This is a genomic window from Sphingobium sp. AP49 (assembly GCF_000281715.2).
Lineage (GTDB): Bacteria > Pseudomonadota > Alphaproteobacteria > Sphingomonadales > Sphingomonadaceae > Sphingobium.
In genome coordinates, this window is record NZ_CP124576.1 from 1,565,448 (window position 1) to 1,587,240 (window position 21,793).

Below are 21,793 nucleotides of genomic sequence, written 5' to 3' on the forward strand. Positions count from 1 at the left end.
AAAGGGTAGAAGCGAGTCGTCTCCCCGGGTTGAACAAGGTTGTTTTGGCAATATGCGAATGCTTTACGACGGTTACCAGGCGATGGAAGACATGCTGGCTCCGGCGCGCTTTGGCGCGCAGATGGCGCTGGCGATGCGGGACCATATGGGGCCTGCTGCCGACTGGCCGATGCCGCGCCGCATGTTCGCGTTGATGGATGTGTTCCAGGGCGCGCGGATGACGCACAAGCGTCCGGCCTATGGCATCGATCGCGTCCAGACCGGCAATGCCGAAGTCGCGGTGCGCGAGGAGGTCGTGCTGGACCTGCCGTTCGGCGACCTGTTGCATTTCGTCAAGGATGATGTCGAGACCGAGCAGCCGCGCGTGCTGGTGGTGGCGCCGATGTCGGGCCATTTTTCGACCCTGCTGCGCAGCACGGTGGCGACGCTGTTGCAGGACCATGACGTCTATATCACCGACTGGAAAAATGCCCGCGACGTGCCGATGGCCGCCGGGCGCTTCGGCTTCGACGAATATGTCGATTATGTGATCCAGTTCCTGCAGGATATCGGCCCTGGCGCGCACCTGGTGTCGGTGTGCCAGCCCTGCGTGCCGGCGCTGGCCGCCGTGGCGCTGATGTCGGAAGACCAGGATGCGGCGACGCCCAAGTCGATGACGCTGATGGGCGGGCCGATCGATCCGCGCGCAGCGCCGACGGTGGTCAATGAACTGGCGAACGAAAAGCCGATCGAGTGGTTCGAGGAAAATCTGATTTCCACCGTGCCGTTCCGCTTTGCGGGGCGCGGGCGGGAGGTCTATCCGGGTTTCCTGCAACTGTCCGCCTTCATGTCGATGAACATGGAACGGCACGGATCGCAGCATCGCGAGCTGTATCAGTTGCTGGCCGATGGCAAGGAGGTCGAGGCGGACAAGATCAAGACCTTCTACCAGGAATATTTCGCGGTCCTCGACATGACCAAGGAATTTTATTTGGAGACTGTGGATCTGGTGTTCCAGCGCATGTTGCTGGCCAAGGGGGAGCTGACCGTGCATGGCCGCGCGGTGAACCCCGGCGCGATCCGCAAGACCGCGCTGCTGACGGTCGAGGGCGAGAAGGACGATGTCTGTGCCGTGGGCCAGACGTCGGCGGCCCATGGCCTGTGTTCCGGGCTGCGGCCGCATATGAAGCGCCATCATCTGCAGCCCGGCGTCGGCCATTATGGCGTGTTTTCCGGCAGCAAATGGGAAAAACAGGTCTATCCTCAGGTGCGCAACATGATCCTGGCGATGAACTGACATCGCGCCAAAAGATACGAAAAGGGCCGCTTTCCCTTAGTGGAAAGCTGCCCTTTTTCATGATGCGGGATCAGGCGGTGGCGCGATCGAGATAGGGGAGGCGGGTCGCCAGCGCCGGCGGCAGGCCACCCACGATCAGCGCCCGTGCCCGGTGCCAGAAGGCGGAGAGCAGCAGCAGCGTGCCGCCGATCACGAGCGCGGTGAGCGCCGCCGACAGTTCGACCGCGCCGACTTTCTGGAATAGGCTGTAGAGCGCGTAGAGAACATAGGCGAGGCTGGAGACCAGCAGCGCGCGCCGGTCGATCGCCAGCGCAACCAGACCGAAGGCGAGATAGAGCAGGATCACCAGCACGGCCTGGCCCGCATCCACCAGCCCATGGGTGATGCCCAGCAGCTGGAACAGCGAATGGGCGATCATCGGCGCGGCGGTCAGGTGCAGCCAGAAGGCGACGTCGGCGCGGCGGGTGGTGCGGGTGCGGTCGGTCATGTCCCAGCGCATGGCGAGGGCGAAGATGGCAAGGCCGGCGACCAGCAGCAGGACGAAGGGCAGGGTCTGGCTGAAGGGGATGATCCACAGGACAAGTCCGGCGATGACGGCGACCATGCCGGCGGCGCCGGCCGCCACAGTGATCGGCACCATGAAGCGACGCCAGTGGCACCAGGCGGCGATCGCGGCGCTGAGGCCCGCGATCGAGGCGACCAGGCTGGCGCCTTCACTCTGCGCGTTCGGGATCAACGGGCCGACAGCTAAAGCGACAGCGAAGGCGACACCCCCGACAAAGGCGAGCAGCAGCAGGATCGAGGGCAGTGCCATGCGCAGGCGGCGGGTAAAATATTCGGCCAGGCCCCAGGCGGCGGCGGCGACGAACAGGCCGGACACGAAGGAGGGCTGGTGCGGCGTGGTGATGCCGAGGCGGATTTCATTGCCGAGTCCCGCGACCGCGACCAGCAGGATCACCGAGGCGATGGCGACGAAAATATCATTGAAGCCGGTCAGCAGGCGAAAATGTTCCTCGTCCACCGAACTGGTGCGCAGCCGGGCAACATGGTCGCGCAGCGCCTGGGCGCTGGCGGCGGGCAGGGCGCCGGCCGCTACGGCATCTTGCAGATCGCTCTCGCTATACATTCTGGGGCACTCCTTGTCGGACCTGTGACGCGATCATAGCACTACTGTATTATATGAGCAATACGGTTGCTTTTGGCCTTTTTCCGGGCGCGGAGCGATGATAGCGCGGGATATCAAAGCAAAGGAGAGACCCCGATCATGACCCTGCCGGCATCGCTTGAAGGCCGTTTGTCCCTGCCGCTGATCGGGTCGCCGATGTTCATCATTTCGCAGCCCGAACTGGTGATCGCCCAGTGCCGGGCCGGCATCGTCGGGGCCTTTCCCTCGCTCAATGCGCGGCCGTCGGGCACGTTTGAGGCCTGGTTGCAGCAACTGGGTGCGGAACTGACCGACAAGGACGCGCCCTTTGCCGTCAATCTGATCGTCCACCGCACCAATGCGCGGCTGGAAGAGGATCTGGCGCTGTGCGTCAAATACAAGGTGCCGATCGTCATCACCTCGCTGGGTGCGCAGGAGAAGGTGAACGAGGCGATCCACAGCTATGGCGGCATCGTGCTGCACGATGTCATCAACAATGTCTTTGCCAGGAAGGCGATCGAGAAGGGCGCCGACGGCCTGATCGCGGTGGCGGCGGGCGCGGGTGGCCATGCCGGCACCCTGTCGCCCTTTGCCCTGGTCCAGGAAATCCGCGCCTGGTTCGACGGGCCGCTGGCGCTGTCGGGCGCGATCGCGACCGGTCGGTCGATCGCGGCGGCGCGGATGATGGGCGCGGACCTTGGCTATATGGGCACCCCGTTCATCGCGACGGCCGAGGCGAATGCGGTGGATGCCTATAAGCAGATGATCGTCGATAGTAGCGCAGGCGACATCGTCTATTCCGACGTCTTCACCGGCGTGCTGGGCAATTATCTGCGCCCCAGCATCGTGGCATCGGGCATGGATCCGGACAAGCTGCCCAAGGCGGCGGACATGGATTTCGAGAGCCTGGCCGGCGACAAGAAGGCATGGCGCGACGTCTGGGGCGCGGGCCAGGGCATCGGTGCGATCGACAAGGTGCAGCCGGCGGGCGATTTCATCGCCCAGCTCAAGGCGGAATATCAGGCGGCGATCGCCGGCTTCAGCGCATAGCATCGATCGGCGAAGGCGACCGGCGATGGCCGGTCGCGGCGGCTGGCAGGGCGGTCATTCGGCCAGGAATGCGCGCAATTCCGTCAGGAACAACGCGAACTGGTCATGATGCAGCCAGTGTCCGGCATGGGCAAACTCGGCGAGGCGGGCATTCTGGAAATGGACGGCGCGGCCGTCCTTCACCGGGTTGGAGGCCCAACTGTCGAGGCCAAGGCACAGCAGGGTCGGACAGGTGATGCGGCGCCAGAAGTCAGGCAGATTCTCGTCCGTGCCCGCTTGCGGCGCGGCGCCATGCAAATAGGGATCGAATTTCCAGCTATAGCTGCCATCTTCGTTCCGGTTCACGCCATGCAGGGTGAGGTGAAGCGCCTGTTCGACCGAGAGATGGTCGTTGCGCTCGCGCATGCGGGCGACCGCAGCCTCGATCGTGGGGTATCGGCGGGGTGCGCGCCGGGCGTTGCCGCGTCGCCCCTCGATCCATCCCTTCCATATTTCTTCGGTGCTGCGTGCCGCCTGTTCGGCAATGCGGTCAGGCGACAGGCCCATGCCCTCGATCGCGACAACCCGCTCCACCATGTCGGGATAGAGACCGGTATAGCGCAGGCTGATCGCGCCGCCGAGTGAATGGCCGACGATGGTGACCGGCGATCGGTCGAGCAGGTCGACCAATTGGGCCAGGTCATAGACATAATTGGCCATCATATAGGAGCCATCCGACGACCAGTCGCTGTCGCCATGGCCGCGCAGGTCAGGACATACGACATGATAGTCGCGCGCCAGCGCCCGTGCCGTCCAGTCCCAGCTGCGGGCATGGTCGAAGCCACCATGGACCAGGATCAGTGTTGGCGCGGACGGATTGCCCCAGTCCAGATAGTGGAGCCGCGTCCGCAACGACGTGAAGAAATGCGAGGTCGGGGTCGGCGGGGTGGGCGTATCCATGCAGTCCTTGCGAGGCTGGGAAAAGGCTAAGCCTATCTTCCATTGGCCATGTGCATGACGCTTGCAAGACTCCGATGCAGGAAAATACTGGATTTGTAGGGATTTCTTGCGCAAATATTCAGTCTGTTCCGTCATCCACGCCAATCTGGAGCAGGCGTCCGGAGGGGGCGTCGCGACGGACGCGGCGCAACACTCCGGCCAGGTCGGCCTGCCGGAACGGTTTGTCGAGCCGCAGCCGATGGCTCGCCTGGGGGGGTAATTCAGCATAGCCGGTGACGATGATGACGGGCAGGCCGGGATGCTTTTCATCGATGGCATCGGCCAGTTGGGCGCCCGTCATGCCGGGCATCGCATGGTCGGTGATGACAAGGTCGACATGGCCCTGTTCCAGCATGGCCAATGCTTCGGTCGCCGACCCGGCGAGGAAGACGGTGTGGCCCAGATCTTCAAGCATGCCCGCCGTGTTGGTCAGCACCAGATCGTCGTCGTCGACCGCCAATATCACCAGATGTTCCAGGTCGCTGCCATGGCATTCAGACGCGATGGGCGGCGGGGCGGCCGGGGCTTCGGCTGCAGCGAAAGGGAGCCACAGAGATACGCTCGTGCCTTCGCCTTTCACGCTGGATATCGTCATGGCACCGCCACATTGCTGGGCAAAGCCGTGAATCATCGACAGGCCCAGGCCCGTTCCCTTACCGATGCCCTTGGTGGTGAAGAAGGGCTCGCGGGCGCGGGCGAGCGTCGGTGCATCCATGCCTTCGCCTTCGTCGGTGACGGTAAGGCGCACGAAGCCCCCGGCCGCCAGGTCAGGCTGTTCGTTGGCGGCCAGCATGATCTCGCTTCCCTCGATGATCAGCTTGCCACTGCCGGCCATGGCGTCGCGCGCGTTGACGGCCAGGTTGATGAGGGCCAGTTCCAGTTGCGCGGGGTCGGCATGGGCCGGGCGCAACGTCAGCGGAAACCGGGTTTCGATCGCGATCCCGGTGCCCAGCGTGGTCTGCAGCAGGTCCGCCATGTCACGGACCAGGCCAATACAGTCGACACTGCGCAGTTGCAGTTCCTGCTTGCGGGCGAAGGCGAGCATGCGTTGCGTCAGCGTGGCGCCCCGTTCAGCCGCCGTCATCGCATTGTCGAGATAACGGGTGATGTCCGCGCCGGTGGACAGTCGCTGGCGCGCCAGGTCGAGGCTGCCGACGATGACGGCGAGCAGATTGTTGAAATCATGCGCGACCCCGCCGGTCAGCTTGCCGATGGCGTCCATCTTCTGGCTTTGGAAAATCGCCTCGCGGGCTTCGTCGAGGGCGCGGGTCGCTTCGCGGCGTTCGGTCAGATCGCGGGTGATCTTGGCAAAACCGACCAGCGTGCCCGACGGGCTGCGGATCGGGTCTATCACCACGCCGGCCCAGAAACGCGTTCCATCCTTGCGGATGCGCCATCCCTCCGCCTCGAAGCGACCTTCACGCTGCGCCGTCTCCAGCGCACGTGATGGCAACCCGGCCATCCGGTCTTCATCCGAATAGAAGCGCGCGAAATTCTGGCCCAGTATCTCGTCGGCGCGATAGCCCTTGAACCGCTCCGCACCACTGTTCCAGCTGGTGATCGTTCCGACCGGGTCGAGCATGTAGATCGCATAGTCGGTAACGCTCTGTACCAGCATCCGAAAGCGTTCCTCGCTGCGCCGCAATTCTTCCTGCGCTGCCCGGCGGTCGGTCAGGTCGCGGGTTACCTTGGCAAAGCCGATCAGCACGCCCGCCGGGTCGCGGATCGGATCAATCACGACATTGGCCCAGAAGCAGGTACCATCCTTGCGGACGCGCCATCCCTCCGCCTCGAAACGCCCTTCGGTTTCCGCAGTGTGGAGCGCCAGCGCAGGAATGCCGGCGGCCTGATCTTCTGGCGTGTAGAAGCGCGAGAAATGCTGGCCGATAATTTCGTGGGCCTCATAGCCTTTGAATCGGCGTGCGCCGGCATTCCAGCTTGCCACCAGGCCACGGGTATCCAGTATGAAGATCGCATAGTCCGTGATGCTCTGCACCAGCAACTCAAAGCGATTGCTCGATTCCACGGTCTCCGCGATCTCCATTCAGCCCCGATCCCCTCTTTGCCCATGGCAAACGCAGTATGGAACAATGTGTTCCGCGATCGGCTGACCGATTGCAACGGCTTGACTCGGCGCGCCCGGGCCAGCACGACGCATGCGTCAACCAGAGGGGATCAAATGGCTACCGACGCGACCATCACGGTGATTGGCGAAGCGATGCTGGAACTGAGCCGGGGCGCGGGGGATGGCTGGAACCTGCGCTATGGCGGCGATGTCATCAACACGGCCATCCATCTGGCCCGCGCCGGTACGCGCGTGCGCTTTGCCAGTGCGATCGGGGCCGACCCGATGAGCGAGGAACTGCGCAAGGCATGGGCGGGTGAGGGCGTCGATACCGACCTGCTGATTGGCACGGCTGCGCGTACGACCGGCCTTTATGCGATCGAGACGGATGCAACCGGCGAACGCAGTTTCCATTATTGGCGCGGTGAAAGTGCGGCGCGGGCGATGTTCGACTTGCCTGAAAGCTCGGCGATGGTTGATGGGGCCGCGCAGTCCGATCTGCTCTATTTCTCGTTGATCACGTTGGCTATCCTGCCCGAAGCCGGGCGTGAAAAGCTGTTGGCGCTCTGCGCCGCGGTGAAGGCGCGGGGCGGGCGGATCGCCTTTGACGGCAATTACAGGCCGCGTCTTTGGTCGGACGCCGCGACCGCCTGCGCTTGGCGCGACCGGGCGATCGCGCTCTGCGACATCGGTCTGCCGACCCTGGCCGACGAGGTCGAGATGGGAGAGGCGGATGATGCAGCAGATGCCGCCGCGCGCTGGGGGGCGGGCGAAGGACGCGAGATCGTGGTGAAGCTGGGTGCCGAAGGGTGTCTGGTCGATGGCGAACTGGTGGCGCCGCCCGCCACCATCGAAGTGGTCGATTCCAGCGGGGCGGGCGATGCCTTCAATGGCGGATATTTGTATGCAAGGCTGGCAGGTGCAGCCCCGCGCGACGCTGCGCTGGCGGGACATAGGCTGGCGGGATGGAACATCGGTCGTCGCGGCGCGATTCCCGCGCGGGATGATGCGGCGCCCTACGGATACTGAAAGTTGGTGGTCCGGTCGGGACAGATCGAGGAGCAGAGCATGACACCTGCGGAACGTGCTGCCCGCGCCTTGTGGGCACTCGACACCAACCAGTCGGATGCGATGGCGCAGGGGGATGTGCCCTGGCAGGATTATCTGCCCCAGGTGCGCACGGTTCTGGAAATGGTGCATGAGCCCAGCGAATGGATGAAAGAGGCCGGCGCAGAGGTGGTGCGTTATGTCGGGTCGGATGGCACCGATTTTGGCTATCGTCAGGATGCGGCCAATATCTGGCGCTACATGATCGACGCGATGATCAAGGACGTGAGCTGATCCCGCCTGACGGGCTTGCTATGGTTGGCGGGCCGGCTGCCGGGGCATCGTCCGGCCCGCCATTCCGTCAGGATGCCGCAGCCTTGCGCACATAGATATGGAAGCCATGGCAGCCGCCATGATTGGTTTTGCGCATGAAGACCTGATGGCCATATTCCAGGTCAAAGATTGCAAAGACCCTGGCGAGATCATAATCGTACATAGAGATATGCCCCTCTTCGACATTCGGCGTACGATGCGTGACGATCCGATTGCCGTCATAGCTGAAGATGCCCAGCTCATTGAGCATCGAAGCGGCCATCACAGCATCTTTGTAAATGGTCAGCTGGATGGCAAGCATCCCGTCTGGTGCCACACAGTTCCACAAGTCCTGAATGATCTCATAGCCGCGTTCGGGTGGGATATGTTGAAGAACAATGAAACTGTTCACCCAATCGAATTGCAAGTCGATTGGCACATCCTTTCGGAGCGACAAGTTCACACCCGCACGTCGGGCATGTTCGCTTGCTAGCGTAAGCATGTTGTCGGCAATGTCGATGCCGCAGCCATTGCCGGTAAGGCGGGCGAGCGGAATTGCGAGCCTTCCAACGCCGCAACCGAAATCCAATGCGCTGGATGGTGTGAAATCAGGGTATATTTTCGTTATATATTGATATTCCTGAGAGACATATTCTTCTCCAGTGCGGAAGAATTCATCCAGAGCTTCCTCATCAGGGGAGAGAAATTTTTCGAGTGTGACGACACCATAATAAGGCCTGCTGGCGGCAATATTATTCCAGTCTTTGTCCGTATCTCGCATGATGATTCTCTCCATTTTCCCCGCAACGAAGCTATTGGGGCCACTTTGGCTGGTCAATATGTCATGCCCGCGTCGCTTGGCTTGCGCATCGCCGATTAAGACCGACTGGTCGCTGATATGTCAGGGCCTGTCCGACCATTTTCCGTCCGGGACGCAGGATGTGCGGTTGCCAGCGAGACGGACGGCCGGATTCATCTGTCGCTGCGGGTTATGCGCAACGGTGACTGGTTCGGGCACCTCGAGCCGATCGTCGCGGCGCTGGCTTCACACCATGCGCGCAGGATAGGGCAGCTTTTTCGGGTACATGGATCAAATCCCGATCCGCTTTGCCCGCCGGATGCCAGTGTTACGCTTTTCCAGGCAAGCTCCGCAACAAGGCGCTTGCTACGTCCCGGGCATTGGCGGCAAGTTCATCATCGGGCAGTTCGCCGGCGGTCCAGAATGAAAGCACGCCGCGAAAACCGAAGGCAAGCTGCCTCGGCAGGCTTTGCAGCACGGGCTCTTGCTCGCCCCCGATCAGGCCATCGCCTTCGCCGATCGCCGATGCCCATAAGGCGGTGGACTGGGCCAGAACTTCTCCATGGGTCGGTCCCGGGGTGCCAAGCCATCCCATCACGGCGCGGTTCACGCGCGGCTCTTCCAGCATCAGTTCGACCACCGTGGAGACCGCCAGCAGCACGCGCTGACCGGCATCATCGAGGCGTGGTTTGTCCGCAAAGCGCTGGGTCGCGGTCGCGATCCGCCGGGCCGACAGGGCGTGCATGATCGCGGCCTTGCTGCCGAACTGGTTGAAGGGCGTGGCGAAACTGACGCCCGCTTCGGTCGCCAGATCGCGCATCGAAAATTCCGCCTTGCCGTCGCGCAGCAGGCGTTCGGCCGCGTCGATCACACGATTGCGCACCGGTTCACCACGCGAACCGGTCGAGGGGGGCTTGATGGACGTCATGTTGCTATCTATATCATGATATAGTTGGTGTTCAAATCATGGAGTAGGCCATGTCGGCGCTTATCCCCAAGACTTTCCTAATTACCGGTGTCAGTTCGGGCCTGGGCCGGGCCTTTGCCGAGGGCGCGCTGGGTGCCGGCCATATCGTCGTCGGCACCGTGCGCAATGCTGCGGATGCCGAACGCTTTGCCGCGCTTGCGCCCGGCCGGGCCTCTCCGTTGCTGTTGGATGTGACGCATCTGGAGGCAATCCCGGATGCCATTTCGGATGCCGAGCGAGGGGCCGGTCCGATCGATGTGCTGGTCAATAATGCGGGCTATGGCCATGAGGGCGTGCTGGAGGAATCGTCGATCGACGATCTGCAGCGCCAGTTCGCCGCCAATGTGTTCGGCCCCGTGGCGATGATGAAGGCGGTGCTGCCCGGCATGCGTGAACGGCGGCGCGGTCATATCGTCAACGTTACGTCGATGGGCGGGTTTATCACCATGCCCGGTATCAGCTTCTATTGCGGCAGCAAGTTCGCGCTGGAGGGTATTTCCGAAGCGCTGGGCAAGGAAGTGGCGCCGTTCGGCATCCATGTGACGGCGCTGGCGCCCGGCCAGTTTCGCACCGACTGGGCTGGGCGGTCGATGGACCGCACGCCCCGCAGCATTGCCGACTATGACATGGTCATGGATCCCGTTCGGGCGGCGCGACAGGCCAAGAGCGGGCAGCAGCCGGGCGATCCTGCGCGCGCGGCGCAGGCCTTGCTGGCGCTGTTGGAGGCGCCGGCACCGCCAAGCCGCCTGTTCCTGGGGCAGGATGCGCTGCGCCTGGTCGAAGGCAAGATTGCCAGCATGGAAGCGGAGATCGCGCAGTGGCGCTCATTGTCTCTTTCCACCAACTTTGCAGCATAAGCGTGGCGCGCGCCCGCTAACCGAAAGACACAGACCATGTTTGGAATAACGCCCCTGGGCTGGGTGCATACGCTCGGCAGCCTGCCCGCCATCCCGCTGGCGGCCTATATGTTCGCGCGGCATGGCCGGATCATGCCCCGTTCGGCGCCGGGTATCGCCTATCTTGTCTTCATGCTGATCGGCGCAGGAACCGTGTTCCTGGTGGCGCATCAGCCGGTCAGCTACGGGATCGGCACAGTGACGATCCTGCTGCTGATCGCGGGCTATGGCGTGGAGCGCATCACCTTCCTCGGGCGGGCGCGGCGCTATCTGGAAACTGTCTTTCTCAGCCTCACCGCATTCCTGCTGATGGTGCCGACCGTGACGGAAATCCTGCGCCGCGTCCCGGACGGCCATCCGTTCGTCACGGACCTCAAATCGCCCTTGCTGCTGGGATCGCAGGCTGCGCTTCTGGCGATGCTGATCCTGGGCCTCGCCGCCCAGTTGATTGCCCTGCGCCGGCAAAATGGCAGGATCTGCTGATGACGACCGCAATGGCCCGCTTGCTTCTGCTTCCCCTGTCGGCGTTGGCGCTGACTGGCGCCGCACCTCCCGAAACGCGCTTCGACATCAGCCTGCCGGCTGCGCTGGGCGATGACGCATCGGGGCGGCTGCTCCTCTTCGCGACGCCGTTGAACGCGGACAATGCGAATGGCGAGGATGTCGATATCTATGGTCCCGACGACGCCCGCATTTTCGTGGCGGGGCGCGATGTCGCGAGCTTCGGGCCGGATCGCACGGTCGCCATCGATGCCCAGGACGGCGCGTTTCCCGAGAGAGTGGCGGCCCTGACTCCGGGGGAATATCGGGTGCAGGCCGTGCTCGATCGCGACGGCAGCTATAATTATGGCGGGCGGGGACCGGGCGACCTGGTCTCGAAAGCGGTGACGCTTCGCCTGCCGCTGGGCGCCCGGCCATCAATTCCGCTCGACCATGAGCTGCCGCCGGCCGCCGCGCAGTTCGATGTTTCGGGACTGCCGCCGCGCGCCGCCGAGCAGATCACCGCGTCGCGCCCGCATCTGCACGACGAACGGGTCGTGTCGCAGGCGCTGACGCGCTTTCGCGGCACGCCGCAGAGCGTCGCGGCCTGGGTTCTGACCCCGCCGGGCTATGATCCCCATGGCCGCGTCACCTATCCCACGGTCTATACTGCCGGTGCGTTCGGGACGAACCATCGGGTGGACGGACAGCAATTGTCGCGGATATGGCACCTGATGGAGACCAAGGCCATGCCGCCGATGATCTGGGTGACGCTCGACTTCGCTTCGCCCACCGGCACGACCGAATTTGCCGACAGCGTAAACAATGGTCCCTGGGGCGAAGCGCTGACGCGCGAGATCATCCCGGCGCTCGAAAAAAGATATCGGATGGATGCCCGGCCGTCGGGCCGGTTCCTGACCGGCCATAGCTCTGGGGGCTGGTTCGCGCTTTGGGCGATGGTGCGCTATCCGGCCATCTTCGGCGGAAGCTGGGCCTCGTCGCCCGATCCGGTGGATTTCCGGCACTTCATCGGCGTCGACCTCTATCAGCCGGGGGCGAACATGTATCGCGATGGCCAGGGCGTGGCCCGTCCGCTGGAACGCGCCCATGGCGAGGTGAAGACGACGATCGCGCAGGCGGCGGGGATAGAGACGGTGCTCGGCCGCGACGGCGGCCAGTTGCGATCCTTCGACTGGACCTTCTCGCCGCGCCGCGCGGACGGGACGCCGGCCCCGCTCTTCGACCGGGTGACGGGCGCGGTCGATGCCGATGTCGCGGCCTATTGGCGGGATCATTATGATATCGGCCACCGGATCGAGACCCAATGGCCAGCGCTGCGGCATGATCTGGACGGCAAGGTTCATGTCGTGGTCGGGACCGCCGATTCCTATTATCTCGACGATGCCGTCCATGATCTGGAGGCCGCGTTCCGCAAGGTGGGTGGCCGGGCGGCGTTCATCTATGTTCCCGGCGCGTCGCACAGCATCAATGAAGTCTATGCGCGGGACGGCGATCGCAACGCCTATTATCGCGAAATGGCGCAGGCCATGTATGCGGTGGCGCGGCCGCCAGAGGGCGCACGCGCCCGCTGAAGCGAAATGCGCTGCGGGCGGGAGGCTGAGCAGCGGTCCGGTTTGACGCCCGGACGAGGCGCGGCTACCGCGCGGGGCATGATCGTTCTGCTCTCTCCCGCCAAGACGCTCGACTTCGAGCGCGCGCTGCCGCCCCTTGCCGTCACCACGCCGCATTTCGCCGAGGAAGCGCGTGGGCTCGCCAAGTCGGCCGCCAACCTCTCGCAAAAGCGGCTGGCGGACCTGATGCATATCTCGCCGCGCCTGGCCAAGCTCAATGCCGACCGGTTCCGGGACTTTGCCGACCTGCCCGAAAGGCAGGCGCTCTATGCCTTTGCCGGCGACGTCTACACCGGTTTCGAGGTGGATACGCTCGACGAACCAGCCGTAGCCTTTGCGCAGGATCATGTCCGCATGCTGTCCGGCCTATACGGGCTGCTGCGTCCGCTGGATGCGATCCGCCCCTATCGGCTGGAAATGGGGACGCGCTGGGCGCCGCGGCACAAGAAACTGACCGATTGGTGGGGCGATCGCATCGCCGCCCTGCTGCGCGCGCAGGTCGCGGAAGAGGGATCGGGCATCGTGCTCAATCTTGCCAGCCAGGAATATTTCGCCGCCGTCGAGAACAGGCTGGAGGGCCTGCGCGTGATCCATGTCGACTTCCGCGAGCCGGGACCGAACGGCCCGCGCTTCGTGAGCTTCAACGCGAAGCGGGCGCGCGGCATGATGGCACGTTGGATGTGCGAACATCATGTCGCCGATGTCGAGGCCATGCAGGGCTTCGACAGCGATGGATATCGGTTCGATCCGGGCGAGAGCGACACGGACCATTGGCGCTTTACACGGGCATAAACGGTACGTCCGGAAGCATAGACGCGTCATGGGTGCTTTCACCAGCAGGCGCGGCTGCTTTGGGTCGTTGTGCCTCGACCGCAAGATGGCTTATGACTGTGGGTAGTGAACGAAAAGGAAAATAATGGCCGCATCATTTTCAACAGATGAGCGTCGTGAGCATTTTGCTTATTGCGTCCAGTTGGTTGGTGGCACCACGGCTTTTTCGCGCCGCCTGGGCATAGACGAGCGGGCCATCCGCCGTTTTATCAACGGCGAGCGGCCTGTCGGCGATGGACTTCTGGAAGATACCGCCAAGGCATTACGCCTGCTCATCGCCGAAGCAACGGCGGCCGAAGGACAGATTGCTGCCGCATTGCGCTTGCCACCGCCCGATCCGTCTTAAAGCCGATCATCATGCGGATGATTCTTCGCGTTCGGCACCGGGACTTGAACGATCGAGGCTTGGGCGCCGCACGACGCTGGCGATCTTAACTGGCAGTGTGCATGTGCGCTTTGGTGCCGAAGGGCATTCAGGGCGACGCCGCTGGAATCCGCGAAGGGTTCAGGATCGTTGAGAACGTCGGGGCTTTCTCGAAATCTTCTCGTCCGAACGGTTTGTCGGTGAAGAGATAGCCATAATAGAAATTGCGGAGCCTGGCATGGAAGGCGCGGATGCGGTCCTGATAGGAAAACTGCGCCTGCATGTCGGTATCGGCGAGGCGAGCGAGCAGGGCCTGGACCGCGACCGAGGGCAGCATCCAGCCGATGGAGCGTGCCGCGGCCTCGCGCGCCTCGATCCCATGACGATAGGCCACAGCCCTGGGCGCCACCGTCTCGTCGCCGACCTGATGAAAGGCGAAATACCATTTCCAGTGGAAGGCGTGAGTCAAAGGGGGACTGTCCTTCCATTCGGGATGGCCGGTATAGAAGGCGCGCATCGTCTCTTCGCGCGGAATATCCCAGGCGCGGTTGACGGCCGTGCGCTGGGCAAGGGTCAGTTCAACGCCCTCGCCGACAGGGATGGCGCGGTTGATCGCGACATGGGCGATGGCCGGCAGCACCAGCGTCAGCACCAACCATAGGCCCGCCAGCGTGGTGGCATTGGCAACCGAGTTCCAGCCCAATCGCCCGATCAGCAGCGTGACCGCGATCCAGAAGGCGAGATAGAGGGCGACGAGGCCGAGCACGACCAGCAGCGGGACGAAGGGGACGTGGGACAGGATTGCGCCGATCATGAGTGGTAGGACGAGGGTGAAGAACAGCAGCCCGCCGCGCAGCGACACACGCCGCGTCCAGAGGCGCCGGCCCGATCCCGCCAGCGCATCGAGCATCCGCAGCCGTCCGGCTTCTCGCTCGCCCGAGATAAGATCGTGGAACAGGGCTATGACGAACAGCGGCGTCAGATAGATGAGCACGAACGAGAAATCGAAGCGGCCGGGGAGGGCGAGTTCGGGATTATAGGTCTCGCCATCATAGAGTTGCGCTTCCAGCCCGAGGGCGCGGACGCGCAGGATATAGGGCGCGACATCGCGCAGGCCGAGGGCCGCGAAGGCAAGCGGAGAGGGCGCGTCCCAGGTGGCGTGGAAGCTGTAATAGGCGGCGTTGCCGGGATCCTTCGTGGCGGCCGCCCATTGGGCGACGGCGGCGGCATCCTGCGCCTGCTTGGGCTGGATGTGGGCGATGGCGGCGCGCTGGCGGGCGATCTCCGTCATGCCGGCTGCGACCGAGGCGGCGGCGAGCAGGCTGACCATAAATAGCGCCAGCACCGTCATGCGCGAGCGCAGCAGCAGGCGCAGTTCATGGGTGAAGAGAATCATGGACGGGCTTTCTGCATTTGATGTGCGACGGGCAGCAGTGTCAGCAATGCCAGCACCAGCCAGGCGAACAGCGGACCGAGGCCTGGCAGGCTGGCTTTCACCAGATCATCGGCGGTTGCGGGCTTGAACCGAAATTGCGGGATCGTCCGCCAATGGTCGGCGGAGATGCGCTTGCGCTGGTCGGCGCCGGCATCCTTGGCCTTGTCATCGGCATAGCTGACCGCATCGGCCTGCAACTGGTTGAGATGCTGCACCATGGCGTAGCGATAGGTTTCCGCCTGGGCGAGGAAGCGGCGATGCCCCTTGAGGTCGGTGCCGGCGGCTGCCATCGACAACTGGCGTAGCGAAATGGTGGGACTGACGATGCCGAAGAGGTCGGCCAGCCGGCTTTGCGCCTGCTGGATCGCAAAGCTGCGGTTTGCATAATCGTCAAACAGGCGCGATGTCAGCTTCTCGCCCTCGACCGCGAGCAGGCCGTTATAATTGACGGGCAGATACTCGACCCCGCTGACGCCATATTTGCGTAGCAGTTTTTGCTTGAAAGCGTTGAAGAAGGGATCGTCGGGATTATGCGCGTCGCCCAGCCGATGCAGATCCTGCTGGATGGCGATGTCGGTCTCGAGCCGGGTGGGCAGGGCATGGACTTCGGCCGCGATGTCGGGCGCGACGCGCGGCAGCAGGATGACCAGCACCGCCCAGAGCGCGAGCAGCGCCAGCAATGCGTCACGCCCGCGCCGCACCAGCGCGGAAATCAGGATGACGATGATCGACCAGAGCGCCAGATAGGTGCCATAACCAAGCACGATTACCAGCATCGGTGCGGCCAGCGCGCCGGGTTGCCCCGCGATCAGCAGGAAGGCGACCAGGGCGGGGAAGCCGACGAGCGCGGCGATGGCGGCGAGCGCCAGCAGTTTGCCCATGACGAGCGCGCGCGCGGACACGCCCTGTACCAGCATCTGCCGCAATGTGCCGCGTTCCCGTTCGCGCGCGACAGCGCCATAGCCGAGGAAGACCAGCAACAGGGGGGCGATCACCTGCAGCACGAAGGCCGGGGTCAACTGGCCGAAGCGGACCAGCAGCGAGGATTGGCGGACATCGCCGAAATTCGCGCTGTTCTGGCGATGGCCTTCCAGGAACATGCTGTTGCCCGTGAAGGCATCGACGCCCGGATCAAAGGCGGCGAGCGGCGGCAGCGGGCGGAAGATGAAATTGCCGAAATGGACCATGCGGTGCGGATGCCGGTCGGGCTGTGCATCGAATTCCTGGGCGGCCTGGGCCTGGAAACGGGCGCGGGTCTCGGCAATGCCGCTCTGGTGCGACCAACTGATGAGGGCGGCCGCAAACGTCAGCAGGACGAGCAGCGCGAAGGCGATGACGGCGACGCGATTGCGTCGCATCAGTCGCAATTCGTCACGGGCGATCAGAAGGATGGCGCTCATGCGGCGATGGCCTTTCGCGCGAACTTGCGATGCAGGTCGCGCACATCGAAACGGTCCGCACCCTGTGCTGCAGCCTCCTCGACGATGCGGCCAGCTTCGAGGAAACCGATGCGGTCGGCAATATCGGCGGCGGAGAGCAGGTCGTGGGTGACCATCAGCACAGCCGCGCCCTTGCGTGCGACATCATGGACCAGCCTATTGAAATCGGCGGTCGCACGCGGATCGAGACCGGATGAAGGCTCGTCGAGCAGCAGCACCGGCACTTCACGCAGCAAGGCGATGGCGATCGCCACCTTCTGCCGCATCCCCTTGGAAAAGCCGCCCAGTCGCTTGTCCCAAGCCGATGGCTGAAGACCGGTCGCCTCGAACGCGCCGTCAATATCCTGCGGGGTGGGGTGACGGGCGGCCAGTGCCAGCAGATAGGCGGCATTTTCGCGTGCCGTGAGATGTTCGTATAGGGCGACATTTTCGGGCACATAGGCGATCTGCTCGCGCGCCTCGTCCGGCTCTTTGGCCGGATCATGGCCCGCCACCGACACGATGCCGCCGTCGGGCCGGGCAAAGCCCAGCAGGGTCGAGATCGTAGTCGACTTGCCCGCGCCATTGCCGCCCAGCAGCGCATAGATTTCCCCCGCGTCGACATGCAGAGTCAGGCCGCGCAGCACGGGCTGGCTGCCATAGGATAGGTGAACGTCGGACAGGATAATGCGCTGGCCGGTGGCGGTCAGGGGCATGGTGGGGGCTCCTTGGCTGTTGGCGCGGAGCATTTCGGTGATGCGGCAATCTGTCAATGAAATAATATAACATTTCAATTGACGCGTGCGGTGCGGCTCCCCTAGGTGCGGCGGCGAATGAGATCCTGTCTCATTCTATTCAGGGGAAATTATGCCGATCCAGTTCCTGCAGCGCGGCCGTGCTGCGTCCGCCTGTTCCCGCCGGTTCCGCCATATTGCGTTCGCGCTGCCGCTAGCCGCTGGCCTTGCCTGCCTTCCAGCTGAGGCCCAGACGGGCGACGCACTCCATCATCCAGAGGAAGGCGACAATGCGATTACCGTGACGGGGGTCCGCCAGTCCTATCGCGGCGATTTTGCGATGCGCGAAATTCCCCAGGCGATCACGCAGATCGATGCCGAGACGCTGCAGCAGAATAACATCCTGCGCCTCACCGACGCGCTGGACATGAACGCGTCCGTCGTGCGCCAGAACACGCTCGGCGGCCTGTGGGACAGCTTTGCCGTGCGGGGCTTTGCCGGCGATGAGAACATGCCCAGCGGCTATCTGGTCAACGGCTTCAATGCCGGCCGGGGCTTTGGCGGCCAGCGCGACGTAGCCGGAATCGAGCGGGTGGACGTGCTCAAGGGGCCGTCGGCCGCGTTGATGGGCCGTGGCGAGCCGGGTGGCACGATCAATCTGGTGACCAAGCAGGCGGAAATCGGCCGGACCTTTGGCAGCGGGGCGCTGCAATTTGGCAGCTATGATCGCTTTCGCGTCGATGCCGACGCCAATCTGGCATTGACCGGCGGCATCACCGCACGGCTGATCGGCTATTATGAGAAGGGCGACACGTTCCGCGACCATGTGGAACAGAAGCGCTGGGGCTTCCTGCCGTCGATCGGCATTGCGCTGGGCGAAAAGACGCGCCTGACCTACGATTTTGAATGGACCCGTGTGGAGGTGCCTTTCGATCGCGGCATTGTCGTCCTGGACAATGATTTTCATACCGTGCCGCGGTCTCGGTTCCTTGGTGAACCGGGCGATGGCGACACGGTCGCCCGTGCGACCAGCCACCAGTTGCGACTGGAGCATCAGTTCAATGACGACTGGAGCCTGTTGGTCGGCGCCAGTCATCGCGATACGCTGCTGACCGGCTTCTCGTCCGACGCGGAGACGGTCGCATCGCGGCAGACGCTGTATAGGGATGGCCATTCGCTTTCGCGTCAGCGACGCTCGCGCCGTTATGATGCAGAACATAATGTGGCCCGCGCCGAAATTGCCGGCAGCTTCGAGACCGGGGCGCTGCGCCATCGCGTGCTGATCGGCGGTGATTTCGATCATTTCCGCTATGATAATTATTTCACGCGCTTTCGCCCGCCATTGCTGAGCAGTTCGCCGAGCGATCAGGCCGCCTATGTCATCGACATCGATGATCCGGCCTATGGTCGATATCCGCTGCCCGCGACCACGGTGACGACCAACCGGCTGGATAGCCAGCGCAGCTTCGGCTTCTATGTGCAGGACCAGATCGAGCTGACCGACCGGTTGCAGATCCGTGTAGGCGGCCGCTATGACAATCTGACGCTGGAAGTCGAAAATCGCCTGCTTGCCGTGCCGAGCCGGTTCAACGATCGCAAGTTCAGTCGTTTCAGTCCGCAGGCCGGCATCGTCTATGCACTGAGCAAGCCGATCAGCCTATATGCCGCCTATGGCCAGGGCTATCGCGCCAATGTTGGCGCCGATTTCCACAATGCCATCTTCGATCCCGAGACCAGCGAGTCGATCGAGGTCGGCGCCAAGCTGATGGCGCTGGGTGGCGCGTTGACCGGCACGCTGTCCGTCTATCAGCTGACCAAGGACAATGTGCTGGCGAGCGACGCCAATAATCCCGGCTTTTCGGTCGCAATCGGCAAGGCGCGCAGCCGGGGGGCGGAATTGGATATCAACGGCCATCTGTCCGGTGATGTCGATGTGATGCTGAGCTATGCCTATACCGATGCGGAGGCGCGATCGCGCGTCCTCGATCCCAATTATTCCTTCCAGATCAATCCTGGCGATCCGCTGATCAACATTCCCCGGCATAATCTCAACATGCAGGTGGCGAAGCATTTCACCATCGGCGATCGCGAGGCGCAATTGGGGGCGGGCCTGCAATATGTCGGCAAGCGTTCGGGCGAGACCGGCACCGATTTCATGCTGCCCGCGCACAGGCTGGTTCGCCTGTTCGGCAATATCCAACTGATCGACGAGGTCGAGCTGTTCGGTACGGTCAGCAACCTGTTCAATGCCGAATGGTATGCCAGCAGCTATGCCGCAATGTGGGTGCAACCAGGCACGCCGCGTACCGCCACCGTCGGCTTGCGCGCCCGCTTCTGATCCGGAGGATAGAGATATGAGCAAGAGGATGTCGCGCCTCCTGGGTTTCGCTGCCTTGTGTGTCGCCGGTGCCGCTGCCGCACAGCAGCCGTCACCGGCGCCCTTGCCGGAGTTGCCCGCGTCGGTGCTGCCGCCGGCTTTGCCCTGGTCCGGCAGCAGCGAGAAACTGATTGCCGGCAAAGACGATCCCTGGATCACGCCCGCCGAACAGGCAGGGTTCGCCACGACGCCGCGCTATGCCGAGGTCGAGGCCTGGCTGAAACGGCTGGATGCAGCCTCTCCCCTCATCAGCCTGGAAAGCTTCGGCCGCACCGGCGAAGGGCGCGACATGCTGCTGGTACGGGCAAGCAAGGGCAGGGATGCGTCGGGCGCCGCAAAACCTGACGTGCTGGTGCAGGCTGGTATCCATGCCGGCGAGATCGACGGCAAGGATGCCGGCCTGATGCTGCTGCGCGACATTGCGCTGCGTGGCAAGGATGGGCTGCTCGACAAGGTCGATCTTGTCTTCGTGCCGGTCTATAATATCGACGGGCATGAGCAGATGAGCCGCTGGAACTTCCCGGCGCTGCGCGGCCCGGCGGAAAAGGGCTATGTCGGCAACAGCCGCAACATCAACCTGAACCGCGACTATGCGAAGGCCGATGCGCCCGAAACTCGCGCCATGATCGGCCTGCTGCGCCGGCTGGACCCGATCCTCTATGTCGATTGCCATGTCAGCGACGGCTTCGACATGCAATATGACATCAGCTTCACCTATGCCGGTTGGGGCCGCTATGCCTATCATCGCGCCACCGCCGACTGGCTGCAGGATCGCTTTGGGCCGAACGTGACGGCGGCGCTGGAAAAGGCGGGGCATATTCCCACCATCTATCCCAGCCCGATCGATACCCGCGAACCGACCAGGGGCATCCGCCAGGCGCCCGAAGGGCCGCGCTATTCGACCGGCTATGGCGACTTCATCGGCGTGCCGACGGTGCTGGTCGAAAATCACATGATGAAGCCCTATCGCCAGCGGGTGCTGGGCACCTATGTGCTGCTCGAAGCGGCGCTGAAGCTGGCCGGACAGGATGCCGACATGATCGCCCGCGCCAAGGCGAGCGACCGGGCATCGCGCCCGGGCGAGATGCTGACCCGCTGGAAGCCCGCCGCGCAGCCGATCGGCTGGATCGAGCAGTTCAAGGGGGTGGCGTTCGACACCTATGTCTCTCCCGCGACGGGGCGCAGGGAGCAGAAATGGCTGGGGCGGCCGGTGCATTGGCGGATGCCGATCATCGGCCAGGAACCGGTCGAGCAGGTGCGCCTGCCCAAGGCCTGGTGGGTGCCGGCGGCGCAGGCCGATGTGATCGACCGGCTGGCACTGCACGGTATCCGTTATGCGGTGCTGGATGCGCCACGCACTTTGGCGCTCGATCGGGTGCGGCTGGTCGATCCCCGGTCGATGCCGGTGCGCGATGCCCGCATCCCACTGGAGACGCAATTGCGGCACGAGACGGTGACGGAAACGCTGCCGGCCGGGACAGTTCGCATATCTGCGGATCAGCCGCTGGGCCTGTTGGCGGCGGCGTTGCTGGAACCCGAAAGCCAAGACAGTTTCCTCGCCTGGGGCTTCTTCCCGGAAATCCTGGCCGCGCCTTCGGGGGCGGAGGATTTCGTGCGCGCGCCGATGGTCGAAGCGCTGCTTGAGCGCGGCGCAGAGGTCCGTGCCGCGTTTCAGGCGAAGCTGGCAGCTGATCCGGATTTTGCCGCCGATGCCGATGCGCGGCTCGACTGGCTATATGGTCAGTTGCCTGATCGAAGCCCCCATCACCTCATCTATCCCGTGAGGAGAGAGCGCTGATCGGCATCGATTGATTGATGTCCGTGGAGACGGCACCCCGTCGTTCATGTGCATCGGCGAGGCCCGAAATGCGGAAGCGTTGGCCGATGTCCTGGAGCGGGTGAGGGGAATCGAACCCCCGTCGTCAGCTTGGGAAGCTGCTGCTCTACCATTGAGCTACACCCGCGCGCCGGATGGCCATTGCACAAGGC

At 63.7% G+C, this 21,793-nt stretch carries 19 protein-coding genes and 1 tRNA gene; 11 read left to right on the forward strand and 9 right to left on the reverse strand.

The features are described 5' to 3' along the window. Positions 1 to 52 precede the first annotated feature (52 nt). Positions 53 to 1,276, forward strand: a complete 1,224-nt coding sequence (gene phaZ / locus PMI04_RS07545; RefSeq protein ID WP_007710124.1) for a polyhydroxyalkanoate depolymerase — start codon at positions 53 to 55, stop codon at positions 1,274 to 1,276. A 70-nt stretch (positions 1,277 to 1,346) separates the two neighbouring features. Here phaZ and PMI04_RS07550 read toward each other — a convergent pair whose 3' ends face one another. Then, positions 1,347 to 2,402 carry a hypothetical protein gene (locus PMI04_RS07550; protein WP_007710123.1) on the reverse strand — a complete coding sequence of 352 codons (1,056 nt, stop codon included), beginning with the start codon at positions 2,400 to 2,402 and terminating at the stop codon, positions 1,347 to 1,349. Positions 2,403 to 2,540: 138 nt separating this feature from the next. Here PMI04_RS07550 and PMI04_RS07555 point away from each other — a divergent pair, with 138 nt between their 5' ends. Further along, positions 2,541 to 3,470: a nitronate monooxygenase family protein gene (locus PMI04_RS07555; protein ID WP_007710121.1), complete on the forward strand. Its 930-nt coding sequence runs from the start codon at positions 2,541 to 2,543 to the stop codon at positions 3,468 to 3,470. 54 nt (positions 3,471 to 3,524) lie between these two features. Here PMI04_RS07555 and PMI04_RS07560 read toward each other — a convergent pair whose 3' ends face one another. Further along, positions 3,525 to 4,409 carry an alpha/beta hydrolase gene (locus PMI04_RS07560; protein WP_007710119.1) on the reverse strand — a complete coding sequence of 295 codons (885 nt, stop codon included), beginning with the start codon at positions 4,407 to 4,409 and terminating at the stop codon, positions 3,525 to 3,527. Between the two features lie 118 nt (positions 4,410 to 4,527). Continuing rightward, positions 4,528 to 6,492: a PAS domain-containing sensor histidine kinase gene (locus PMI04_RS07565; RefSeq protein ID WP_007710116.1), complete on the reverse strand. Its 1,965-nt coding sequence runs from the start codon at positions 6,490 to 6,492 to the stop codon at positions 4,528 to 4,530. A 135-nt stretch (positions 6,493 to 6,627) separates the two neighbouring features. Here PMI04_RS07565 and PMI04_RS07570 point away from each other — a divergent pair, with 135 nt between their 5' ends. Then, entirely contained in the window at positions 6,628 to 7,542 is a 915-nt protein-coding gene (locus tag PMI04_RS07570) for a sugar kinase (RefSeq protein WP_007710114.1), read from the forward strand. Positions 7,543 to 7,581: 39 nt separating this feature from the next. Beyond that, positions 7,582 to 7,854 (forward strand): hypothetical protein, encoded by a 273-nt coding sequence (locus PMI04_RS07575; RefSeq protein ID WP_007710113.1) that lies wholly within the window; start codon positions 7,582 to 7,584, stop codon positions 7,852 to 7,854. A gap of 67 nt (positions 7,855 to 7,921) precedes the next feature. On the opposite strand, the gene PMI04_RS07580 is transcribed toward PMI04_RS07575, so the two are convergent. Continuing rightward, positions 7,922 to 8,653 (reverse strand): class I SAM-dependent methyltransferase, encoded by a 732-nt coding sequence (locus PMI04_RS07580; RefSeq protein ID WP_007710112.1) that lies wholly within the window; start codon positions 8,651 to 8,653, stop codon positions 7,922 to 7,924. A gap of 346 nt (positions 8,654 to 8,999) precedes the next feature. Continuing rightward, positions 9,000 to 9,599 carry a TetR/AcrR family transcriptional regulator gene (locus PMI04_RS07585; protein WP_007710111.1) on the reverse strand — a complete coding sequence of 200 codons (600 nt, stop codon included), beginning with the start codon at positions 9,597 to 9,599 and terminating at the stop codon, positions 9,000 to 9,002. Between the two features lie 50 nt (positions 9,600 to 9,649). Here PMI04_RS07585 and PMI04_RS07590 point away from each other — a divergent pair, with 50 nt between their 5' ends. The 5 genes from PMI04_RS07590 to PMI04_RS07610 all read left to right on the forward strand — a co-directional run bounded on the left by PMI04_RS07590 (position 9,650) and on the right by PMI04_RS07610 (position 13,822). Continuing rightward, positions 9,650 to 10,495: an oxidoreductase gene (locus PMI04_RS07590; RefSeq protein WP_007710110.1), complete on the forward strand. Its 846-nt coding sequence runs from the start codon at positions 9,650 to 9,652 to the stop codon at positions 10,493 to 10,495. A gap of 36 nt (positions 10,496 to 10,531) precedes the next feature. After that, the gene (locus PMI04_RS07595; RefSeq protein WP_007710108.1) at positions 10,532 to 11,017 is read left to right on the forward strand and encodes a hypothetical protein; all 486 of its coding nucleotides are present in this window, start codon (positions 10,532 to 10,534) and stop codon (positions 11,015 to 11,017) included. Then, positions 11,017 to 12,606 (forward strand): alpha/beta hydrolase-fold protein, encoded by a 1,590-nt coding sequence (locus PMI04_RS07600; protein ID WP_007710106.1) that lies wholly within the window; start codon positions 11,017 to 11,019, stop codon positions 12,604 to 12,606. Before PMI04_RS07595 ends, PMI04_RS07600 begins: the two co-directional genes overlap by 1 nt. 78 nt (positions 12,607 to 12,684) lie before the next feature. Next, on the forward strand, positions 12,685 to 13,437 hold the full coding sequence (yaaA, locus tag PMI04_RS07605) for a peroxide stress protein YaaA (RefSeq protein WP_007710103.1): 753 nt from the start codon (positions 12,685 to 12,687) through the stop codon (positions 13,435 to 13,437). 124 nt (positions 13,438 to 13,561) lie between these two features. After that, the gene (locus PMI04_RS07610; protein ID WP_007710101.1) at positions 13,562 to 13,822 is read left to right on the forward strand and encodes a hypothetical protein; all 261 of its coding nucleotides are present in this window, start codon (positions 13,562 to 13,564) and stop codon (positions 13,820 to 13,822) included. Positions 13,823 to 13,949: 127 nt separating this feature from the next. On the opposite strand, the gene PMI04_RS07615 is transcribed toward PMI04_RS07610, so the two are convergent. Genes PMI04_RS07615 through PMI04_RS07625 form a run of 3 tightly spaced genes read right to left on the reverse strand, consistent with a single transcriptional unit; the run spans position 13,950 to position 17,409 of the window. Continuing rightward, positions 13,950 to 15,236 carry a DUF3526 domain-containing protein gene (locus PMI04_RS07615; RefSeq protein WP_007710099.1) on the reverse strand — a complete coding sequence of 429 codons (1,287 nt, stop codon included), beginning with the start codon at positions 15,234 to 15,236 and terminating at the stop codon, positions 13,950 to 13,952. Next, positions 15,233 to 16,675, reverse strand: coding sequence for a DUF3526 domain-containing protein (locus PMI04_RS07620; RefSeq protein ID WP_007710097.1), 1,443 nt, complete (start codon positions 16,673 to 16,675; stop codon positions 15,233 to 15,235). Before PMI04_RS07620 ends, PMI04_RS07615 begins: the two co-directional genes overlap by 4 nt. Next, positions 16,672 to 17,409, reverse strand: coding sequence for an ATP-binding cassette domain-containing protein (locus tag PMI04_RS07625; RefSeq protein ID WP_007710095.1), 738 nt, complete (start codon positions 17,407 to 17,409; stop codon positions 16,672 to 16,674). The genes PMI04_RS07620 and PMI04_RS07625 overlap by 4 nt, the downstream gene beginning before the upstream one ends. Before the next feature lie 151 nt (positions 17,410 to 17,560). Here PMI04_RS07625 and PMI04_RS07630 point away from each other — a divergent pair, with 151 nt between their 5' ends. Both PMI04_RS07630 and PMI04_RS07635 read left to right on the forward strand, forming a co-directional pair. After that, entirely contained in the window at positions 17,561 to 19,765 is a 2,205-nt protein-coding gene (locus tag PMI04_RS07630) for a TonB-dependent receptor (RefSeq protein ID WP_007710093.1), read from the forward strand. 16 nt (positions 19,766 to 19,781) lie between these two features. Beyond that, on the forward strand, positions 19,782 to 21,602 hold the full coding sequence (locus PMI04_RS07635) for a M14 family metallopeptidase (RefSeq protein WP_007710090.1): 1,821 nt from the start codon (positions 19,782 to 19,784) through the stop codon (positions 21,600 to 21,602). Between the two features lie 92 nt (positions 21,603 to 21,694). On the opposite strand, the gene PMI04_RS07640 is transcribed toward PMI04_RS07635, so the two are convergent. Next, positions 21,695 to 21,768, reverse strand: a tRNA-Gly gene (locus PMI04_RS07640). Positions 21,769 to 21,793: the final 25 nt, after the last annotated feature.

Coding starts and splice junctions, on each gene's coding strand:
- PMI04_RS07620 (WP_007710097.1), bottom strand. CDS start 16,675: ATGAGCGCCATCCTTCTGATCGCCCGTGACGAATTGCGACTGATGCGA.
- PMI04_RS07610 (WP_007710101.1), top strand. CDS start 13,562: ATGGCCGCATCATTTTCAACAGATGAGCGTCGTGAGCATTTTGCTTAT.
- PMI04_RS07550 (WP_007710123.1), bottom strand. CDS start 2,402: ATGTATAGCGAGAGCGATCTGCAAGATGCCGTAGCGGCCGGCGCCCTG.
- PMI04_RS07580 (WP_007710112.1), bottom strand. CDS start 8,653: ATGCGAGATACGGACAAAGACTGGAATAATATTGCCGCCAGCAGGCCT.
- PMI04_RS07570 (WP_007710114.1), top strand. CDS start 6,628: ATGGCTACCGACGCGACCATCACGGTGATTGGCGAAGCGATGCTGGAA.
- PMI04_RS07560 (WP_007710119.1), bottom strand. CDS start 4,409: ATGGATACGCCCACCCCGCCGACCCCGACCTCGCATTTCTTCACGTCG.
- PMI04_RS07590 (WP_007710110.1), top strand. CDS start 9,650: ATGTCGGCGCTTATCCCCAAGACTTTCCTAATTACCGGTGTCAGTTCG.
- PMI04_RS07630 (WP_007710093.1), top strand. CDS start 17,561: ATGCCGATCCAGTTCCTGCAGCGCGGCCGTGCTGCGTCCGCCTGTTCC.
- phaZ (WP_007710124.1), top strand. CDS start 53: ATGCGAATGCTTTACGACGGTTACCAGGCGATGGAAGACATGCTGGCT.
- PMI04_RS07625 (WP_007710095.1), bottom strand. CDS start 17,409: ATGCCCCTGACCGCCACCGGCCAGCGCATTATCCTGTCCGACGTTCAC.
- PMI04_RS07595 (WP_007710108.1), top strand. CDS start 10,532: ATGTTTGGAATAACGCCCCTGGGCTGGGTGCATACGCTCGGCAGCCTG.
- PMI04_RS07565 (WP_007710116.1), bottom strand. CDS start 6,492: ATGGAGATCGCGGAGACCGTGGAATCGAGCAATCGCTTTGAGTTGCTG.
- yaaA (WP_007710103.1), top strand. CDS start 12,685: ATGATCGTTCTGCTCTCTCCCGCCAAGACGCTCGACTTCGAGCGCGCG.
- PMI04_RS07635 (WP_007710090.1), top strand. CDS start 19,782: ATGAGCAAGAGGATGTCGCGCCTCCTGGGTTTCGCTGCCTTGTGTGTC.
- PMI04_RS07555 (WP_007710121.1), top strand. CDS start 2,541: ATGACCCTGCCGGCATCGCTTGAAGGCCGTTTGTCCCTGCCGCTGATC.
- PMI04_RS07585 (WP_007710111.1), bottom strand. CDS start 9,599: ATGACGTCCATCAAGCCCCCCTCGACCGGTTCGCGTGGTGAACCGGTG.
- PMI04_RS07615 (WP_007710099.1), bottom strand. CDS start 15,236: ATGATTCTCTTCACCCATGAACTGCGCCTGCTGCTGCGCTCGCGCATG.
- PMI04_RS07575 (WP_007710113.1), top strand. CDS start 7,582: ATGACACCTGCGGAACGTGCTGCCCGCGCCTTGTGGGCACTCGACACC.
- PMI04_RS07600 (WP_007710106.1), top strand. CDS start 11,017: ATGACGACCGCAATGGCCCGCTTGCTTCTGCTTCCCCTGTCGGCGTTG.